Genomic DNA, 16,947 nt, shown 5'->3' with positions numbered 1-16,947 from the left:
CTTTTTCATGTTACAGCGTTAATTTAAGTCCGATGTTAAAAAACTTGTTCTGAGGATACTGTAAACCGTTATCATCTGCGATTTCGGGGTCAACACCATAATCGCTCAGGTTATCGATAGAAAACAGGTTGTATCCGTTTACATAAACCCTGGCATTTTGAATCTTGATTTTTTCGGCCCATCTTTTTGGTATGGTATAGCCTACCTCAAGCGTACGGGCACGTAAATACCTTACATTATGCAGCCAGAAAGTGGAATTTTTGTTGTAGTTGCTGTGCCCGGCGTCATTAAAACGCAATGCAGGGTATTTCCCAGGGATCCATGCACTGTTCAGGTCGTATGGATTGGCACGATGCCAGCTGTCATCAGCGAAGTTCTGCAATAAAGCACCCGTATTCTGAAATGCCCAGCGCTGTTCCCAGTTCTGGTTCCAGGAGTACATGGCACCGCCTGAAAAATCTGCTGTAAAATCAAAGTTTTTGTAAGAACCGCCGATGGTAAAACCAAAACCGATGTTCGGCTGGCCTGTTGTGGTATATCCGATCGGTCTTTGATCCAGGTCATTGATTACACCGTCACCATTTTGGTCCTTATAAATTAAATCGCCTGGCAATAAAGAGCGGTTTCCCTGTCCATCGATGTTTACTTTATAATTATTGATCTCGTCAATGTTCTGAAATTGTCCGGTTACTTCATATCCCCAAAAAATATCAGTGTATCGTTGGTTCCTGATATTTCTGTATTGATCCCATGAATTGCCATAACGTGGCTTATACTGATCTAAAAATTTTCTCCGGCTGATGGAGATATTTCCACCCACGTTGTAGTTGAATTCTCCGATTTTATCCCGGTAATTTAACGCAAACTCGGCTCCGAACTGCGCATCGCTTTCCAGGTTTTCAGGGCTTAAACCGTAGCCCAGTTCACTCGGAACCACTACATCATTTTTAATGGCCGGCAATCCGGTACGTTTTCTGTAAAAATAGTCAGCTGTTCCTGAAAGCTTGCTATTGAACATCACAAAGTCCAGACCGATATCAGTAATCTTGCTCTCGAACCAGGTAAGATTATTGATAACGGGACCCTTGTCCCTTGAAGTGGTGATATTCTTTCCATCCAAAATCACAGAACCTTGATTATAGCGGTATCCAGGGATGTAGGCAAAAGGATCGATACCCAGATCGTCATCTCCCAGTACGCCATACGAAGCCCGAAGTTTCAGATCATTTAAAATGGTGCTTTCACCTAAAAGCGACTTCATAAATTTTTCCTGGGTAATTCTCCAACCAATGGATGCGGAAGGGAAATAACCTACACGTCTGTCGGGTGCAAACTTCCACGAGGCATCTCTACGGCCTGAAAGTTCCAGGTAATATTTATTGTCATAGTTATAGTTTAACCTGGCTACATATCCGATACGGGCTTCTTCCTCCTGAATATCGGCGAAGTCCTGCCCGTCCATATCTGCAAACTGCAAAACAGGCAAAATATTGGTTTGTGGTACTGCATGCTGGAAAGTATAAGTCCTAAAACGATCTAAACGCTCCGCTACTAAAACACCACCAACAGTATGTTTGCCAAAAGTGCGGTTATAGTTGGCCTGCAACTGATAAGTATTGGTGTATATCTTTTCGTTCCTGCGTTCCCGGTAAGGATTAGAGCTTCCTACTTTTTCTTCATAAACACCAGTTTCAGGGTGGTAACTATATACGTTGTAGGTATACTCATGACCATTGATTACGTTATCGGCAATATAATAAGAATACAAACCTTTAATTTCCAATCCTTTGATAGGGGTATCATAACTGGCTGATAAATTGGTCTGTAAAACCCTCCAGTCTGACTTCCAGTATCCGCTTAAGGCTTTACTCTGCACGGCGAACTGTTCGGTATTATGCCCAATATCGTTCGGATAATCAGGATTGCCATTGGCATAAGCCTGCTCTGTCGGCCTGTTTCTCAATAAAGCAAAACGGGCGGCCCAGTAATCATCTCCACCCGGTACGCCTGGCTGATCGCGGCTTTCAATACGGCCATTAATAAGCATCCCCACTTTAAAACGGTCGGTTATTTTAGCTTCAATATTACTTTGGATATTGGTTCGGTTAAAATCGAATTCCCTTGCCTTTCCGTATACTCCTTTCTGGTCTAGGTGTGTGCCAGAAAAATAATAATTTACCTTGTCGCTGCCACCGGAAGCACTTAAATTAATGGATGACTGTGGGGCATTGGGTGCAATAATGATATCTTTCCAGTTCTGGCTCTGGTAACCATATTCTGTTCCGGCTTTCCATTTATCCAGTTCGGCCTGGGTAATATCAGTTTTGCCGTTTTGATTCAATTCTGCGGTAGCCTTTCCCAACATCCATTGGTAGGCATCAGTCGTTTCAGGGAAACGTACCCAGTTCTGCCATCCGGTATAAGCATCAACACTAAAGGTATTACGTGTACTGTTTTTACCCCTCTTGGTCGTTACTAAAATTACCCCGTTAGCAGCCCGGCTACCATAAATAGCGGCTGAAGCATCTTTTAGCACACTAATGGTTTCGATATCATTGGGCGAAATGTTATTAAACTGACCCGCATCCTGCTGAATCCCATCTATAACATATAAGGGGTTGCCCATGTTACGGATCTGGATGTTGGCACTTGACCCCGGTCTGCCATCAGGCATCCTGAACGATACACCAGGCAGTTTACCGGCAAGGCCCGTACTCACGGTTGAGCCACCATGTACTTTTTCCAGGTCTTTACTGCTGATGGAAGAAATGGCCCCTGTTATGGCTTCCTTTTTCTGTGTGTTATAGCCCACTACCACCACTTCTGAAAGATCGTTGTTGGAAGGTTTAAGTTTAACATTAACCTGCGATCGCCCTGCAAGAGCAATTTCCTGGTTAACATAACCTACATAGATAAAAATCAGGGTCGCATTTTTATCGGCAACCTGAATTTTAAATTTTCCGTCCGCATCTGTTGTTGCCCCCGTGCTTGTGCCCTTAATTTTAATACTGGCACCTACAACTGTTTCGCCTTTTTCGTCGGTCACGGTACCGGTAACGGTACTTTGTTCCTGCGCAATAAGCTGAAATGAAAATAAGAGTAAGGTAATCGAGGTTAAAATAGCAGAACGGATTTTGCTTTTCAAAAACATCTTTTGAAGCAAGTACCAATCCGGGCTTAAAAAGCCGTCACGGGAGAATAAACTTCTTTTCATATTTGGTTAGAGATTTGGTTATTACTGGAAGTAAATGGTTTTAGTTCCAATTAATTCTTTTCAAAGATTCGGTTTTTAGCTTTCAAGAGGGATATACATTTGTATCAATCTTTCTTCATTTTGTCTCGATTTGCGAGATTGGAAAAATCCGAGAATGATCATTTGCTAAAACGTTTAAGCTTTGGATTCGTATTATAGGAGATCAAACCACTCGTTATCTCAGGTGAGACTATTTTTTTGGAAATGATGGGGTCTAGTTGGTTTCGGTTAGGGACAGCAGGTTTTTTTCAACAAAAAATAGTAGTACCAATTTAGATCGGACCCCAATCTCTTAAAGGGAACGCAAGTCGTTAACTAAGTTTAAAATTGACAATAAATAGTTTTCAGGGCTATAAAATTGGTCGCTTCGCTGTTTTTCGGGCTATCCTAAATAAAAATTAAAAAATTTCATTGACAAACATCAGTTAAAATAAAAAATTTCATTGTTTACAAACAAGTTATTAGATAGATTTGAATCATCTCTTTAATAACGCTTAGATGAAAAAATCTTTATTATGCTCCCTATTCATATTGTGGGCCACGATTGGTTTTGCACAAAAAACTACCCTTACTGTAAGCCTTGCAAACTCGAAAGCAGAAGAATTTTCATTGTTGGATACAAGGCAAATCTTTGAAAACGAGTTTGCGGAATCCACAGCGATGGAGGTAAAATTGAATAAGAAAAAATCAGGCTGTTTAAGCCTTGACCTAAAGAGAGCAGGTTTTTTTGATCTTCGGTGTTTGGGCAGAACTGACAGAGAATATTTATTTTATAATTTATATATTGAACCAGGAAACCATTTAAACATAAGGGTAGATTTTGACCGTCCCGATTTTGGAATCACCGTTATTGGAAGTGGTGCAGAAAATAATCAACCTTTAATTGCACTGATCAAAAAACCATTTGATGTGCATGAGTTTTATGGCGATACAACGCCTGTACGGGTAATTAGCGCCATCAAAAAAGAAGAAATTAAACAGCAGCAAAACTTCGATAATTATGTCAGAAAGTATAAACCAACCAAAAGATTTATTTCAGACTGGCAATTAAACCAAAAGTATTTCGCCGCGAAAACCTATTTTTCATTTAAAGAGAATAATAAATTCAAAATTCAGGATAGCTACATCAAAGGCACCAAGTCAGGTTGGGAAAAAATACAAGACAGTCTCATCGATGAAAAATCAATCAATAATGAACAGGCTGTTTATACTCCGAACTACCTGCGCTTGATCCAAGAGTTTTTATTACGTAAAAAAGAAAAACTATGGATGATGGCGTCCATTGAACCTGAAAATTTTTTTCCTGAATGGTACAATATGGATCAGAAAGAGGGTATGATTGCCTATTCTGATGATTCCACAAATCTTCTTAAGGAAAAAATAATCAATAAGTACTTTTCAGGGCAATCGGCAGAGATACTCTACATGACCTTATTTGATGATGCGATCAATGAAGCCTATTATAAAAATGTTCCACAGATTTTCGAACGTTTTAAATACCGCTTCCCAAAAAGCAGATATATTAACTGGATCAAACCTTATGTTGAAGCTTATTTGATTAGAGAACAAAAGCCTTTGAATGACAAAATGATCATTGCGAAAAACAACGGATCAGACCTCAATACTTTCGAAGAGATTTTGGCAGCCTATAAAGGCAAAACAATGTTACTGGATATGTGGGGAACCTGGTGCGGCCCCTGCAGATCAGAAATCGAAACCAACGGACAGGCCATAAAAGACCATTTTAAAGGCAGAGGTATTGATTACCTATACATTGCCAATCATGATCAAAGTAATGAAGCTGACTGGAAAAAACTTATTCCGTATTTCAATATGGAGGGCTTTCATATTCTTGCCAATTTAAAATTGACAAAAGATATCATGCAAAAAGTGAAGGGCGATGGTTTCCCAACTTATGTAATCATTAAAAGGGATGGAAGCTATGAACTATCAAAAGCAGGTTTCCCCATGAACAGAGAAATCTTAATTAAACAACTGGAAGAGGCGTTAACGCATTAAACTCGTCCGTCTCAACCTTAATACATATCAGCTCAAATGCAAATTAACCTGAAAGCGAAACAATTCTTTAATATATTTGGCGCTACTGACCAGGGATCTCTTGAAAAAACTCATCATCCTTTTATATCTTTTGTTTTCGGCCAAGCTACTTTTGGCGCAGCCATACTATTTCAGGCATTACCAGGTAGAGAACGGACTTTCTAACAATACGGCCTTTTGCAGCGTGCAGGACGGGAACGGCTTTATGTGGCTTGGCACAAAAGATGGCCTGAACCGATTTGACGGTTATGCTTTTAAAACTTATCGCCACGATCAGGATCAGGCAGGCAGTTTGGGCAACGATCTGATTTATGCGCTCCACCACGATCAGCAACAGACCCTTTGGGTAGGTACAAATAATGGTGTATACCAATACAATCCTGCCAAAGAAAGCTTCACCATGATTAAAGGCACTAAAGGGATGCGGATTATCGATTTGGCAAGCGATCAACATGGAAATTTATGGATTCTGTCTTCATTCAAAATATACTTATATCAAAAGCATAGCAAGAAAATAAAGGCATTTGCACATAACGCACCATTTGATGCCTCGCTGGTTACAGTTTTAAAAGATGGCAGTGTATGGATCAGTACCGGAAAGGGAACGCTGGAAAAATACATTCCCGAAAAAAATAATTTTCAGCAGTTCAACATCAATGGAAAAAATGCCAAAGCAGAATACGGGTGGGTATCCAGGATTGCAGAAACTGAAAACGGAAATCTATTGGTCGGCACTACCAATCAAGGGGTTAAACTTTTCAACCCTGTTACCTTAACATCAAAAAACATACTAAAGTTAAACGACGACAAAACGCCAATTTTCGTCCGCGACATAAAAAAGGCAAGTCCACACGAGTTTTGGATTGCCACAGAATCTGGCATTTACATTTATAATGACGAGAGCGGAGCAATTATCCACCTCAAAAAGCAGTACAATAATGATTATTCTTTAAGCGATAATGCGGTTTATACCATTTGCATCGATCGTGAAGGTGGCGTTTGGGCCGGCACCTACTTTGGAGGAGTAAATTATTACTCAAGCCATACTTCATTGTTTACCAAATACTTTCCGCAAAATGGCACCAATTCAATCAGCGGAAGTGATGTAAGGGAAATTAAAAAAGATGGAGCAGGTAATTTATGGATCGGTACGGAAGATGCCGGCCTGAATAAGCTCCATGTAAAAACAGGTATCTTTAAACATTTTTTGCCAGATGGAAAACCAGGAAGCATTGCTTATTCCAATATCCATGGCTTACTGGTTGATGGCGACAGACTCTGGATCGGTACTTTTGAACATGGATTAGATCTTTTAGACCTGAAAACAGAAAAGGTGATTAAACACTACCAGGCCGGTGTAGGAAACGCTCTGCGTACCAATTTTATCGTTACTTTTTGCAAAACGCGATCGGGCGAAATATTGGTCGGGACCATTAATGGCATTTACCGATACAACCGTAAAAGAGATGATTTTGACCCTATTACCGGACTGCCTTTCATTTTTTATTATTCAGTTATGGAAGATAGCCAGGGCAACATTTGGGCAGGTAGCTTCAACGATGGTGTATTTCAATTTAATTTATCCAAACCAGGTTATGTAAATTACCGTAATATCCCAAAGGATGCAAAGAGTTTAAGCCATAACTCCGTAAATAGTATTTTTGAAGATAGCCAAAAGCATATTTGGGTAACTACAGATGGCGGAGGACTTTGCAGGTTCGACCGGCAGAAACATCAATTTAAGCGCTATGGAGTAAAAAATGGTTTTCCCAGCAATTACCTGTTCCGCATTGAGGAAGATGCCTTGAACAAGTTCTGGATTAGCAGTACCAGGGGGCTTATCCATTTTGATCCCGCTACAGCCTTAAGTAAAACCTATTCAAAAGCTAACGGATTACTTTCCGATCAGTTTAATTACAGTTCTGCCTATCAGGATGAAAGTGGCCAAATCTATTTCGGTGGTGTAAAAGGGTTGGTCAGTTTTAATCCAGCCAATTTAAAGACGTCAACGTACGCGCCACCCATATTTTTGACCGGATTTCAGATCAACGGTTCAGAAATGAGTCCTAACGTGAAAGATCCGCTCGACAATAAATCCATCGTTTATGCCGATACTGTCGAACTTAATCATAATCAATCCTCTTTCAGCATCGATTTTGCGGCTTTAAGCTACCTATCGCCCGAAATGACCGAGTACGCTTATAAAATGACGGGGCTTTATAAAAACTGGGAATATCTAAAAACCAACAGGAAAGTTTATTTTACAAAACTTGCGCCTGGCAATTACATTTTTGAGGTAAAAGCACTCGTTGAAGGAAGCAACAGTTGGAGTACCAAAAATACTAAACTGCTGATTAAAATATATCCTCCTTTTTACTTCAGTCCCCTTGCCTATTTAATTTACCTGATCGCCACAGGCGGAATTATTTTCTTCCTGATAAGAAGTTACCATCAGAAAATTGCATTAAAAAACAGCAGGCGGATGGAAGTTTTTGAGCATGAAAAACAGAAGGAAATTTACCAGGCCAAGATTGAATTTTTTACCAACGTTGCTCATGAAATCAGAACGCCGCTCACGTTGATCATCGGGCCGATGGAGAAACTGATTAAACAGGCAAATGCCATACCTGCGATAGAAAAGAATTTGCGGATTATGGCCCGGAATACTGATCGATTGCTCAAGTTAACCAACCAATTATTGAATTTCAGAAAGACGGAAACCAGCGAATTTTCGTTAAACTTTGTAAAAGCCGACATTTCTGAAATTTTAAAAGATATATTTCTACAGTTCCAGCCAGCTGCAGAACAGCAAAACATTATATATAACCTTCATTTACCAGAGCAAAACCTTCATGCGTATATCGATATTGAAGCTTTTTATAAAATAATCAGCAATCTGGTCAGCAACGCGCTTAAATATGGAATAAATACTGTGGAGATCAATTTATCTTTACCGGAAGGCGGTCAGTTTATGGTGAAGGTTAAAAATGACGGGAACAGGATTCCTATAGAAATTAAGGACAAGATATTTGAACCTTTTTTCAGGGGCAAAGAAACAGCGATAAAGGCAGGGACAGGAATAGGCCTATCGATATCAAAATCGCTTGCGCAACTGCACAGAGGGGAACTTTATTTGGATTTTAAAGAGGATGATTTTAATATCTTTGTATTAGCGCTGCCGATCCATCAACGGATAGAATTTAACCTGAACGGAAAATGGAAGAAATTGTAACTGGGTTTACCATTAAAGATATTGATGAAGACAGGGCTGTGGTGTTATTGGTTGACGATAACGAAGATATCCTTGATTTCATTTCGGATGATCTGGAAGAAAAATATCGTGTATTACAAGCCAAAAACGGTAAAGAGGCCTTTGCTATACTACAAAGTGAAATTGTCCAACTCATTATTAGCGATGTGATGATGCCCGAAATGGACGGTTTTGAATTTTGTGCCAAAGTAAAATCGACTATGGAGTTCAGCCATATCCCTGTGATCTTGCTGACTGCAAAAAATTCGCTGCAATCCAAAATTGAGGGCTTAGAACTGGGTGCCGATGCCTATGTAGAGAAGCCCTTTTCACCAGAATTCCTACAGGTGCAGATTTCCAGTCTGCTTAAAAACAGAAACAAGATCAAAGAATATTTCTCCAATTCTCCCCTCCTCCACCTGAAAAGCATGGCCTATTCTAAGGCAGATGAGCTATTTTTAGAAAAATTACAGGATACCATTAACCAAAACATCAGCAATCAGGATCTTGACGTGGAGCATCTGGCAGAAAAGATGAACATGAGCCGGCCAACGCTTTACCGGAAAATAAAATCCATTTCTAATTTAAGTCCGAATGAACTGATCAATTTAGCAAGGTTAAAAAAAGCTGCCGAGCTTTTAAATGAGGGATTATTGAAAATTTACGAAATCTCGGAGTTGGTGGGTTATAGTTCACAATCACATTTTGGAAGGAATTTTGCAAAACAATTTGGCCTGTCGCCTACTGACTATGTTAACAGTAAAATAGCAGAGAAGAAAAGAGGATAAATCAACGTGATTTTCGGCTGAAGCGGAACGGAGAAATCTGCCAAGTAATCTTTTCCGCATACATTTTAGTTAAGATCATGACCGCTTTGTCAACATCCCGCTCAAATAGGCAAAAGTCTCCTCAATTTCAAATCATTAGCTACGTATTGTTATTAATATTTATTATGTGTAAATTGTAATAACCAAAATATAGAAGCTATGAAAATGCTTAAGAAAATCGAAAACTGGGGCGATCACCACCACCCAAAATGGCTTGATTTTTTCAGAATCTTATTAGGCCTCGTGTTAATGTGGAAAGGCATTGATTTTTATATCAATATGCAAGCTTTTAGCAATTTAATGAGAGGTGCTTTTCTTGGTACGGCAATCAGCATCAGCCTGCTGGCGCACCTTATTATTGTTTTACATATTATCGGTGGTTTGGCCATCACACTGGGTACGTACACCCGCACATTCTGCCTGATAAACTTACCGATACTGATTGGTGCCGTATTCTTCATCAATATCTCTGGTGGAATTTTTAAACCCTATTCTGAATTCTGGATTTCCATTTCGGTACTGGCCGGATTAATCTGTTTCGCCATTGAAGGAAATGGATATTTATCTGTTGAACGACAGAAAATTAATCCTAAAGAAGCAGTTTAGTTAAAGTTAAAGGTAACCGATTGTCACGATTAACGGCATTAAACGGCCGTTTACGGATGCTCTTTTATTTTTTATGCATTCTAACTAAATGATTAACAAGACTTAAAATATTAATTAAAATATTTGATCGGAAAAGGTTTGGAGATTAACGCCAAATTCCTACTTTTGCAGCGGAGAGCTGGCAGAGTGGTCGAATGCGGCAGTCTTGAAAACTGTTGACTGTAACAGGTCCGGGGGTTCGAATCCCTCGCTCTCCGCATCATAAAAAAGCCTGAAATCGATAGATTTCGGGCTTTTTTTATTTAAACATCCTGTTCTAAATTCGAATGCTGAGGATATTCTTTTAAACGGATCAATTACTCCTGTCATTAACCTCAAATCTCCCCGTTTTTAGGTGCAGTACAATTTTGAACACAATCATTTCTTCATCATGCGTATCTGTTTTGCCTGTGCCATGCGATGGCTGCTCTGATGATGTATTGGTTAAAGGCATCATCCGGTGGATAATGCCCTGCAAAACGTTTTGCTTTTCTGAAGTATCGGTAATTTCTTCAAATTTGCCCCAGCACACTACACTTTTCCAGTTGAAGGTGTCACGGATCTGGTCAATCTGGAAACAGACCTGTGGGTTGCTTCTCATCATCCTGATTTTTTGTCCGGGAGCAGAATGGGCATAAACTGTACCGTTGCGGTACACATAATTAATGGGCACAATGTAACTCACCCCATGGGCGTGGCAGCCTAAACGACCTATATATTGTTCTCTAAGGAGCTTTTCAATATCCTCTTCTTTTAATGTTCCTAACATTTTCGAAAAATTAATGTTGAATAATTATTGCTACTGGCCTCCTGAAATATCTAAAACAACCCTGCCCTCTATTTCTCCCATTTTCATCTGTTCAAACACATCGTTGATGTCTTCCAGTTTTGCGGATTTAATCTGTGCCCTCACCTTGCCATCCACAGCGAATTCGATAGCTTCCTGCATGTCTTTTCTCGTTCCTACAATAGAACCCCTGATCGTAATCCTGTTTAATACGGTATCAAATATGGGAAGATCGAAACTGCCCGGGGGTAATCCGTTTAGCGACAAAGTACCTTTTCTGCGCAATGCGGAAAGCCCCTGGCTGAAAGCGATTGGCGATACTGCTGTAACCAATACGCCGTGCATTCCCCCTGTTTGTTTTTTAAGGAATTCCCCTGGATCCTGTTCAAGTGCATTAACCACAATGTCGGCACCTAATTTTCTGGCCAGATCCAATTTATCGTTTGAAACATCAATCGCAGCAACCTGTAACCCCATGGCTTTTGCATACTGAACGCCTAAATGGCCTAATCCGCCAATACCTGATATGGCAACCCATTCACCTGCTTTCACCTCAGTTTCTTTTAAACCTTTGTAAACGGTAACCCCTGCACAGATAATCGGCGCCATTTCCGCAAAATTTACGTGCGAAGGAAAATGGGCAACGTACCTGGAATCGGCGATTACATATTCTGCGAACCCACCATCAACACTATAACCGCCATTTTGTTGTTCGTAGCATAATGTTTCCCAACCTGTTAGGCAAAATTCGCAACAACCACAGGCACTGTACAACCACGGAACGCCAACTACATCGCCTTCTTTAACAGTTTTAACATCATGCCCCATTGCGGCTACCAAACCGATGGCTTCGTGACCAGGTACCAACGGCATTTTCGATTTTACCGGCCAGTCCCCGTTACAGGCGTGCAGGTCAGTATGGCATACACCGCATGAAATTACTTTTACCAGAACCTCATATTGATTGAGCGGTCTGACTGGCAGTTCTTCTATGGCCAGCGGTCCCCCATACTGGTGGACAACCGCGGCTTTCATGGTTTTAGGATACATATTTTTTTGTTTAGAATAGATTTCATAATTAAGTTTCTGAAAATCAACAGGCTTTACATCGGAATGCGGTGTTCGGGTGGTAAAACCAGGAGCGGGATCTGAATATGATCAGACATGGTTAATGTATAGCTACCATTGAACAAGCGATAAAAAAATCCTTGTTTCCGATGTACCATCACCAGCATATCGATCTGACCATTTTCCACGATCCAGTCGAGGCCATCTTTAACCCGCTCGCTGTTTACATGCCTGTGATAGATATTTTTATAGTTGACCCTATCGGCTACCCGATTTAAAAAATCTTCTGTTTTCTGTTTGTAACCTGCCGGTTCCGATGCTGGATGACCGGTATGCATGATGAGTATATCAGCATTAAAAGGTTTTGCAAATTCGGCAAGTGAACATAAAACGGGGATATCGGTATGACTGAAATCGGTAGCGAAGGCAATTTTTTTTAGTTTCTTAAACTGATAACCACCAGGTATGAGTAAAAGCGGTATTTCGCGCTCAATCATTTTTCTGGCATTACTACCGACCACAATTTTGGAGAGCTTACTTGCACTGTTCAAGCCGATTACAACGAGATTCATTTTACATTCAGTAAAAACCTTACCAACCTCATCATCCACTTCGCCATAAACCAGTTTCGAATACACTTCTGGTTTAAGGCTGTAATCCTTGTAGGCAGCTTCGTATCTCTTTTCAATCTTATGAAGCAATTTCTCCAGGGCTTTTTTAGCATCGTCTTCCATTTGGCTGTATTCTTCAGATGGCCAAACCATCGACGCTGCTAAGGGTGGTACGATAGGAAGCTGAAAAACATGGATTAGTTCTAACCTTGCCCCAATATTGTAGGCCAGGTCAGTTGCATAATTTGCTGCATTCTCTGCTGTCGGAGAGAAATCAACGGGTACCAGGATTTTTTTCATATCGTGCGCTATTTATTAAGCATAAATTTTGAAAAAAATCCATGTTAAAAATGTGAGCAGCATCAGCTATTTAAATGATTTTCAAAGAAATGCAGTAAAAACTACGCTTACTATTGCTTGGCTTCGATAAGGAGGGATTTCTAATAGCAGATATAGCGGCATGGTTATTCCCGTAATCAAAAGATATTTAGGCATTTTACTTTTCGTCCAATATTGAACAATCAATAAGCTTAACAAAAGCACAAGCCAGGCTTTGTACCAACTGAGTACACATCTTACGCCAGATAGGTAAAGACATGCAGACTATAGATAAAAATTTATCGGCTATGAATTTTAAATTTCAATGAGACATTTTGCAATATCTTTGCATCATGAAAATCCATATCCTTGGTGCATCCTGTGCAGGCACGACAACACTGGGCGAAGCTTTATCTGCCAGATTAAATATCCCCTATTTTGATACTGATCGTTTCTTCTGGGAAAAATCTGCTGTTCCCTATACGGTAAAAAGAGATCCCAAATTGCGGAACCAGATGCTCAAAAATGAGCTGAACCAAACGGAAAGCTATATTGTAGGTGGCTCGCTGGTAAGCTGGGGGGATGAATGGAAACAGATGTTCAACCTTGCGGTTTTCCTTTACCTGCCTAAAGAGATCAGAATGGAACGCCTGGTTAAAAGGGAAATAAAACGATATGGGAATGATATCTATGACGATCCGCAGCGGCACAAATTGTTTCTGGAGTTTATGGATTGGGCATCGAAATATGATGACCGCTCCTTTACAGGACGGAATATTGGCATTCATGAAACCTGGCTGGCAAGTGTAAAATGCCCGGTTATGAAAATTGAAGGAGATACCACTGTAGCGGAGCGGTTAGAACGAATTTTAGCGGTTATTAATCGTGTTTAAAAATACAATCAATATTCTGATCCATAGGTTTGGTTTCGGGAAAACATTTTTCAAAATATCGTCTTGCCGACCTTCCATCATTAATCTACCAGACGCTTACCCTAATTGCTGCAGAAACAAATTCAAATCTTCCTCCTTACCTAAACCCAACTTTTGTTTAATGCGGTAACGGCTCATGCGAACACTTTTGGGTTCAATACCTAAACGAACAGAAACCTCTTTATTGCTTAGTCCCATCAGCATATATGAACAGTATTTAAGATCGAGCCGGGTAAGGGTATGGTTTGCTTTTTCCTGCAAGCGTTCAAAAAAAGCGGGATTGGTTTCGATAAAATCTGTCTTGTGTTCTTCAAATACCTTATCCATCTTTTTCTGTTGGTTCACAATCCGTTTAATCTGCTCATCAAGCGAAAGATGGCTTTCAGGATTTACCTTTTCCGGTATAAGCTCCAGCAGTTCGTTTTTTTCTTCGATCTGTAAATTTCCTGCCAATACTTCCTTTTCCAGGCGCTCCTGGCGCTCTTTTAGCAAAACCTGCTCGGTTTGAAGCTGCATGGCCTCTGCTTCTTTTAACTGTGCTTTTAATTCAACAGCCCTTTTCTCCTGATCAATCAATTCCTGTTTCCTGATCGATGCTTTAAGTTTATAATTGTAAGACATCAGCAATAAAAGCAATGCAGCAATCCCCGTTAATCCCGAAATAATATAAAAAACATTTAGTTTTTTGGTATACCTGGCTTGCTGCTGTAAATAAGCAATCTCCCGCTCATTTTTTTGAGATTGATACTGTGCCTCTATCCTAACGGTACTGTTTATTTTTTCTTCATCAAAAGCCTTTTTATAATAATTAAAATACTGCTTTAAATAATTTAATGCTGCCTGCTGATTACCTTTTTTTTCAGTAATATTGGCGAGCCCCTGGTATATCCTGGCCTGTGTTAGTGGCATTTTTACCACTACTCCCGAAATTTTATCCAATCCGGTGAGAAGTAGTTTTTCTGCTTCATCATAGTTTCCGTCGCGTAATGCATATTCGCTTCTTAACCCATAGCAGTTTAGTAAAACCTCAAGTAAATTTGTCTTTTCAGCAATTCCCATGGCGATATCAACATATTTTTCGGCACTATCACGATAGGAAGCAGGGTAATACTGGAAATAGGCGTTGGCCGTATTTAAAGCAGATGCAGCGGTATTGCTATAGGTAAGCATACGTCCCTCCTGTTCTTTTGAGAGCCTAAGTGATTTTTTATAGGTATACAAAGCCGAATCAAGCAGATAACGTTTTAGTGTATCCTGCTTAAAACGATCATAATAACTTTGGCCAATGGTAAAATAAGCATTGTTTAACAAATCAATCTGTTTACTTTTTATCGCGCTCGAGTAACATAACCTGGCATATTTCTGTTGCTTTAACGGATCATTACCGTAGCCATAAAAACTGGCCAGATAGTGATATATGGTACTTTCGTAATCATCTGCATGCTGGCCTTTAAAAAAATCCAGGGCTTTAAGCAGCTTGGGTACCGATTTATCATTCTCATCGTTTACCAGATCTAGCCAACCACTTCTAAACCATACAAAGCCCAATGCAATACGGTCTTTTGTTCTTTGAGCATAAAGTTGGGCACTATCTAAACTTGCATAAGCACTTTTGAGATCTTTTTTCCATACATATAAATGTACAAGTGTAGCATAGGCCATGGCTTTACTTTTTCCGTCTTTTAACCCCGCTGCAACTTTAATAGCCGCGCTTGCCTGTTGAAAGGATAGTGGAAGGTTTTTTTCAAAATTAGCCTTGGCGAGTTTGCAGTATATATTTGCCTTTTCTTCTTTTGAAGTGCTTTGCGCCAGCAAATGGTTTAACGAATCTAAATAGATCTTTTGCGCTTCTGCACTTTTTAAAAAAAATAAAAGACAAAGTAAAATAACCGGTAATTTTTTCAGTGGTAGCTGCATAATCAAAAATAGAAAGAAACATTTACAACAACAGAATTACGACAATTAATCGAAAATCAGCCATTTTTAAGGCTTTTGTAGTCTCCTTGTAGACGGCTTTTTAAAAATTGGTAGTCGCAGTGTAGGTTCTCTTTTCTTGATGAAACATAAAGGCAGAGGTAATTTTGTATTGTTCAATTTACTAGAAATTCAAATTATGAAACAGAAAACAATTGCGGTAGTCGCCTATATTACACTCATCGGATGGATTATTTCTTACCTGGAATTTAAAAAATCCAAAGATAAAAGTGCATTGGCCAATTACCATTTGGGGCAGTCGCTTGGCATTATCATTACTTCTGTCTTATTAAGTGTCTTGAGTAGTATTATCCTGGCCATCATACCCTCGTTGGGCTTTGTATTTTATCTCATTTTATTACTTCCATTTGTATTGATGCTGTTGGGTATGGTAACGGCCAATAATGGTTTAGAAAAGCCTGTCCCATTGATCGGAAAAGTATTTGAAAGGAAGTTCAATTTTTCTAACTGAGCTTACTAACGCTGTATCGATATGAAAACGCGATAGCTCAACTCGCAAAATGGCAGCATCTTTGAAAGCATTTTAAACTTAATTAACCTGATCATGACTACTGAACAATATAAACAACAGTTTAACCCAGATGATAGCCCCGGATGGCAGGCGATAGATGATCAACTGGAAAAAATTTATGGCAAAACCGAAGCCAGGCATTATCCACCGCTATGCGGCATCCATTACGTAGCGGGCGGAACCGACCCTATAGATGGCGCCAGCATATATGATAGCCACCACCAGCGCTTTCACCGTCACATCATCAGCTATGGTATGAGCGAACTTTATTATGATGAAGAAAAAGCCGGTGGAGAATTTAGCAAGTGGGGCTTTGAATTTACGTTTAGGTTAGCACCATTTAAAGATGATGAAAAAGATCCTATCTGGGCCGTCCAGGTAATGAATAATTTAGCGAGGTATGTATTTACAAGTGGAAAATGGTTGGAGGAAAACCACTTCATACCGGCTAATGGACCAATAAGACTGAATACCGATACCCAGATAACGGGTTTTGTATTTGCATTGGATCCGGAACTGGGAAAAATTGAAACTCCTCATGGCGAACTTAGCTTTCTTCAGTTGGTGGGCATTACCGATACCGAGGTAGAAGAACTGAAAAAAAATCCCTCCATAGGAGCTGTTGAGGAACTGGTTGAAAGTCTAAAAAAGGATAACCCTTTATTGATAACAGACCTGAACAGAAAATAAAA

Annotated in this window: 12 protein-coding genes and 1 tRNA gene; 8 read left to right on the top strand and 5 right to left on the bottom strand. The window is 39.8% G+C overall.

Annotated elements, in window-relative coordinates; translation table 11 throughout:
- Positions 1–10: 10 nt before the first annotated feature.
- Positions 11–3,214 (bottom strand): SusC/RagA family TonB-linked outer membrane protein, encoded by a 3,204-nt coding sequence (locus tag ACIQXP_RS12315; RefSeq protein ID WP_387503972.1) that lies wholly within the window; start codon positions 3,212–3,214, stop codon positions 11–13.
- Positions 3,215–3,751: 537 nt separating this feature from the next.
- On the opposite strand from ACIQXP_RS12315, the gene ACIQXP_RS12310 reads away from it, so the two are divergent.
- The 5 genes from ACIQXP_RS12310 (at position 3,752) to ACIQXP_RS12290 (ending at position 10,251) form a co-directional block, all read left to right on the top strand.
- Positions 3,752–5,272, top strand: coding sequence for a TlpA family protein disulfide reductase (locus ACIQXP_RS12310; protein ID WP_387503971.1), 1,521 nt, complete (start codon positions 3,752–3,754; stop codon positions 5,270–5,272).
- Positions 5,273–5,372: 100 nt separating this feature from the next.
- The gene (locus ACIQXP_RS12305; RefSeq protein ID WP_387503970.1) at positions 5,373–8,543 is read left to right on the top strand and encodes a ligand-binding sensor domain-containing protein; all 3,171 of its coding nucleotides are present in this window, start codon (positions 5,373–5,375) and stop codon (positions 8,541–8,543) included.
- Positions 8,528–9,349, top strand: a complete 822-nt coding sequence (locus ACIQXP_RS12300; RefSeq protein WP_387503968.1) for a response regulator transcription factor — start codon at positions 8,528–8,530, stop codon at positions 9,347–9,349. Before ACIQXP_RS12305 ends, ACIQXP_RS12300 begins: the two co-directional genes overlap by 16 nt.
- Positions 9,350–9,547: 198 nt before the next feature.
- Positions 9,548–9,994 carry a DoxX family protein gene (locus ACIQXP_RS12295; protein WP_134204038.1) on the top strand — a complete coding sequence of 149 codons (447 nt, stop codon included), beginning with the start codon at positions 9,548–9,550 and terminating at the stop codon, positions 9,992–9,994.
- A 172-nt stretch (positions 9,995–10,166) separates the two neighbouring features.
- A tRNA-Ser gene (locus ACIQXP_RS12290) sits at positions 10,167–10,251 on the top strand.
- A 95-nt stretch (positions 10,252–10,346) separates the two neighbouring features.
- Here the strand turns inward: ACIQXP_RS12290 and ACIQXP_RS12285 are convergent.
- The 3 genes from ACIQXP_RS12285 to ACIQXP_RS12275 are packed head-to-tail and all read right to left on the bottom strand — an operon-like array spanning position 10,347 to position 12,799.
- Positions 10,347–10,802, bottom strand: a complete 456-nt coding sequence (locus ACIQXP_RS12285; RefSeq protein WP_387503967.1) for a pyridoxamine 5'-phosphate oxidase family protein — start codon at positions 10,800–10,802, stop codon at positions 10,347–10,349.
- A 30-nt stretch (positions 10,803–10,832) separates the two neighbouring features.
- On the bottom strand, positions 10,833–11,870 hold the full coding sequence (gene adhP, locus ACIQXP_RS12280; RefSeq protein ID WP_387503965.1) for an alcohol dehydrogenase AdhP: 1,038 nt from the start codon (positions 11,868–11,870) through the stop codon (positions 10,833–10,835).
- Positions 11,871–11,923: 53 nt separating this feature from the next.
- Complete coding sequence (locus tag ACIQXP_RS12275) at positions 11,924–12,799, bottom strand: universal stress protein (RefSeq protein WP_387503963.1); 876 nt, start codon at positions 12,797–12,799, stop codon at positions 11,924–11,926.
- A 371-nt stretch (positions 12,800–13,170) separates the two neighbouring features.
- Between ACIQXP_RS12275 and ACIQXP_RS12270 the strand changes: the two genes are divergently transcribed.
- A complete protein-coding gene (locus ACIQXP_RS12270) occupies positions 13,171–13,710 on the top strand; it encodes an AAA family ATPase (protein ID WP_387503962.1) in 540 nt (179 codons plus the stop codon).
- Between the two features lie 96 nt (positions 13,711–13,806).
- Here ACIQXP_RS12270 and ACIQXP_RS12265 read toward each other — a convergent pair whose 3' ends face one another.
- A complete protein-coding gene (locus ACIQXP_RS12265) occupies positions 13,807–15,666 on the bottom strand; it encodes a helix-turn-helix transcriptional regulator (RefSeq protein ID WP_387503961.1) in 1,860 nt (619 codons plus the stop codon).
- 196 nt (positions 15,667–15,862) lie between these two features.
- On the opposite strand from ACIQXP_RS12265, the gene ACIQXP_RS12260 reads away from it, so the two are divergent.
- Positions 15,863–16,195 carry a magnetosome magnetite crystal formation protein family gene (locus ACIQXP_RS12260; RefSeq protein ID WP_387503960.1) on the top strand — a complete coding sequence of 111 codons (333 nt, stop codon included), beginning with the start codon at positions 15,863–15,865 and terminating at the stop codon, positions 16,193–16,195.
- A 93-nt stretch (positions 16,196–16,288) separates the two neighbouring features.
- Positions 16,289–16,945 carry a suppressor of fused domain protein gene (locus ACIQXP_RS12255; protein WP_387503959.1) on the top strand — a complete coding sequence of 219 codons (657 nt, stop codon included), beginning with the start codon at positions 16,289–16,291 and terminating at the stop codon, positions 16,943–16,945.
- Positions 16,946–16,947: the final 2 nt, after the last annotated feature.

The organism is Pedobacter suwonensis (assembly GCF_044762335.1).
GTDB lineage: Bacteria > Bacteroidota > Bacteroidia > Sphingobacteriales > Sphingobacteriaceae > Pedobacter.
The sequence above is the reverse complement of the archived record's forward strand: the minus strand, read 5'-3'. Positions and strand labels throughout refer to the sequence as shown.

Coding starts and splice junctions, on each gene's coding strand:
- ACIQXP_RS12315 (WP_387503972.1), bottom strand. CDS start 3,214: ATGAAAAGAAGTTTATTCTCCCGTGACGGCTTTTTAAGCCCGGATTGG.
- ACIQXP_RS12295 (WP_134204038.1), top strand. CDS start 9,548: ATGAAAATGCTTAAGAAAATCGAAAACTGGGGCGATCACCACCACCCA.
- ACIQXP_RS12270 (WP_387503962.1), top strand. CDS start 13,171: ATGAAAATCCATATCCTTGGTGCATCCTGTGCAGGCACGACAACACTG.
- ACIQXP_RS12260 (WP_387503960.1), top strand. CDS start 15,863: ATGAAACAGAAAACAATTGCGGTAGTCGCCTATATTACACTCATCGGA.
- ACIQXP_RS12300 (WP_387503968.1), top strand. CDS start 8,528: ATGGAAGAAATTGTAACTGGGTTTACCATTAAAGATATTGATGAAGAC.
- ACIQXP_RS12310 (WP_387503971.1), top strand. CDS start 3,752: ATGAAAAAATCTTTATTATGCTCCCTATTCATATTGTGGGCCACGATT.
- ACIQXP_RS12285 (WP_387503967.1), bottom strand. CDS start 10,802: ATGTTAGGAACATTAAAAGAAGAGGATATTGAAAAGCTCCTTAGAGAA.
- ACIQXP_RS12255 (WP_387503959.1), top strand. CDS start 16,289: ATGACTACTGAACAATATAAACAACAGTTTAACCCAGATGATAGCCCC.
- ACIQXP_RS12275 (WP_387503963.1), bottom strand. CDS start 12,799: ATGAAAAAAATCCTGGTACCCGTTGATTTCTCTCCGACAGCAGAGAAT.
- adhP (WP_387503965.1), bottom strand. CDS start 11,870: ATGTATCCTAAAACCATGAAAGCCGCGGTTGTCCACCAGTATGGGGGA.
- ACIQXP_RS12265 (WP_387503961.1), bottom strand. CDS start 15,666: ATGCAGCTACCACTGAAAAAATTACCGGTTATTTTACTTTGTCTTTTA.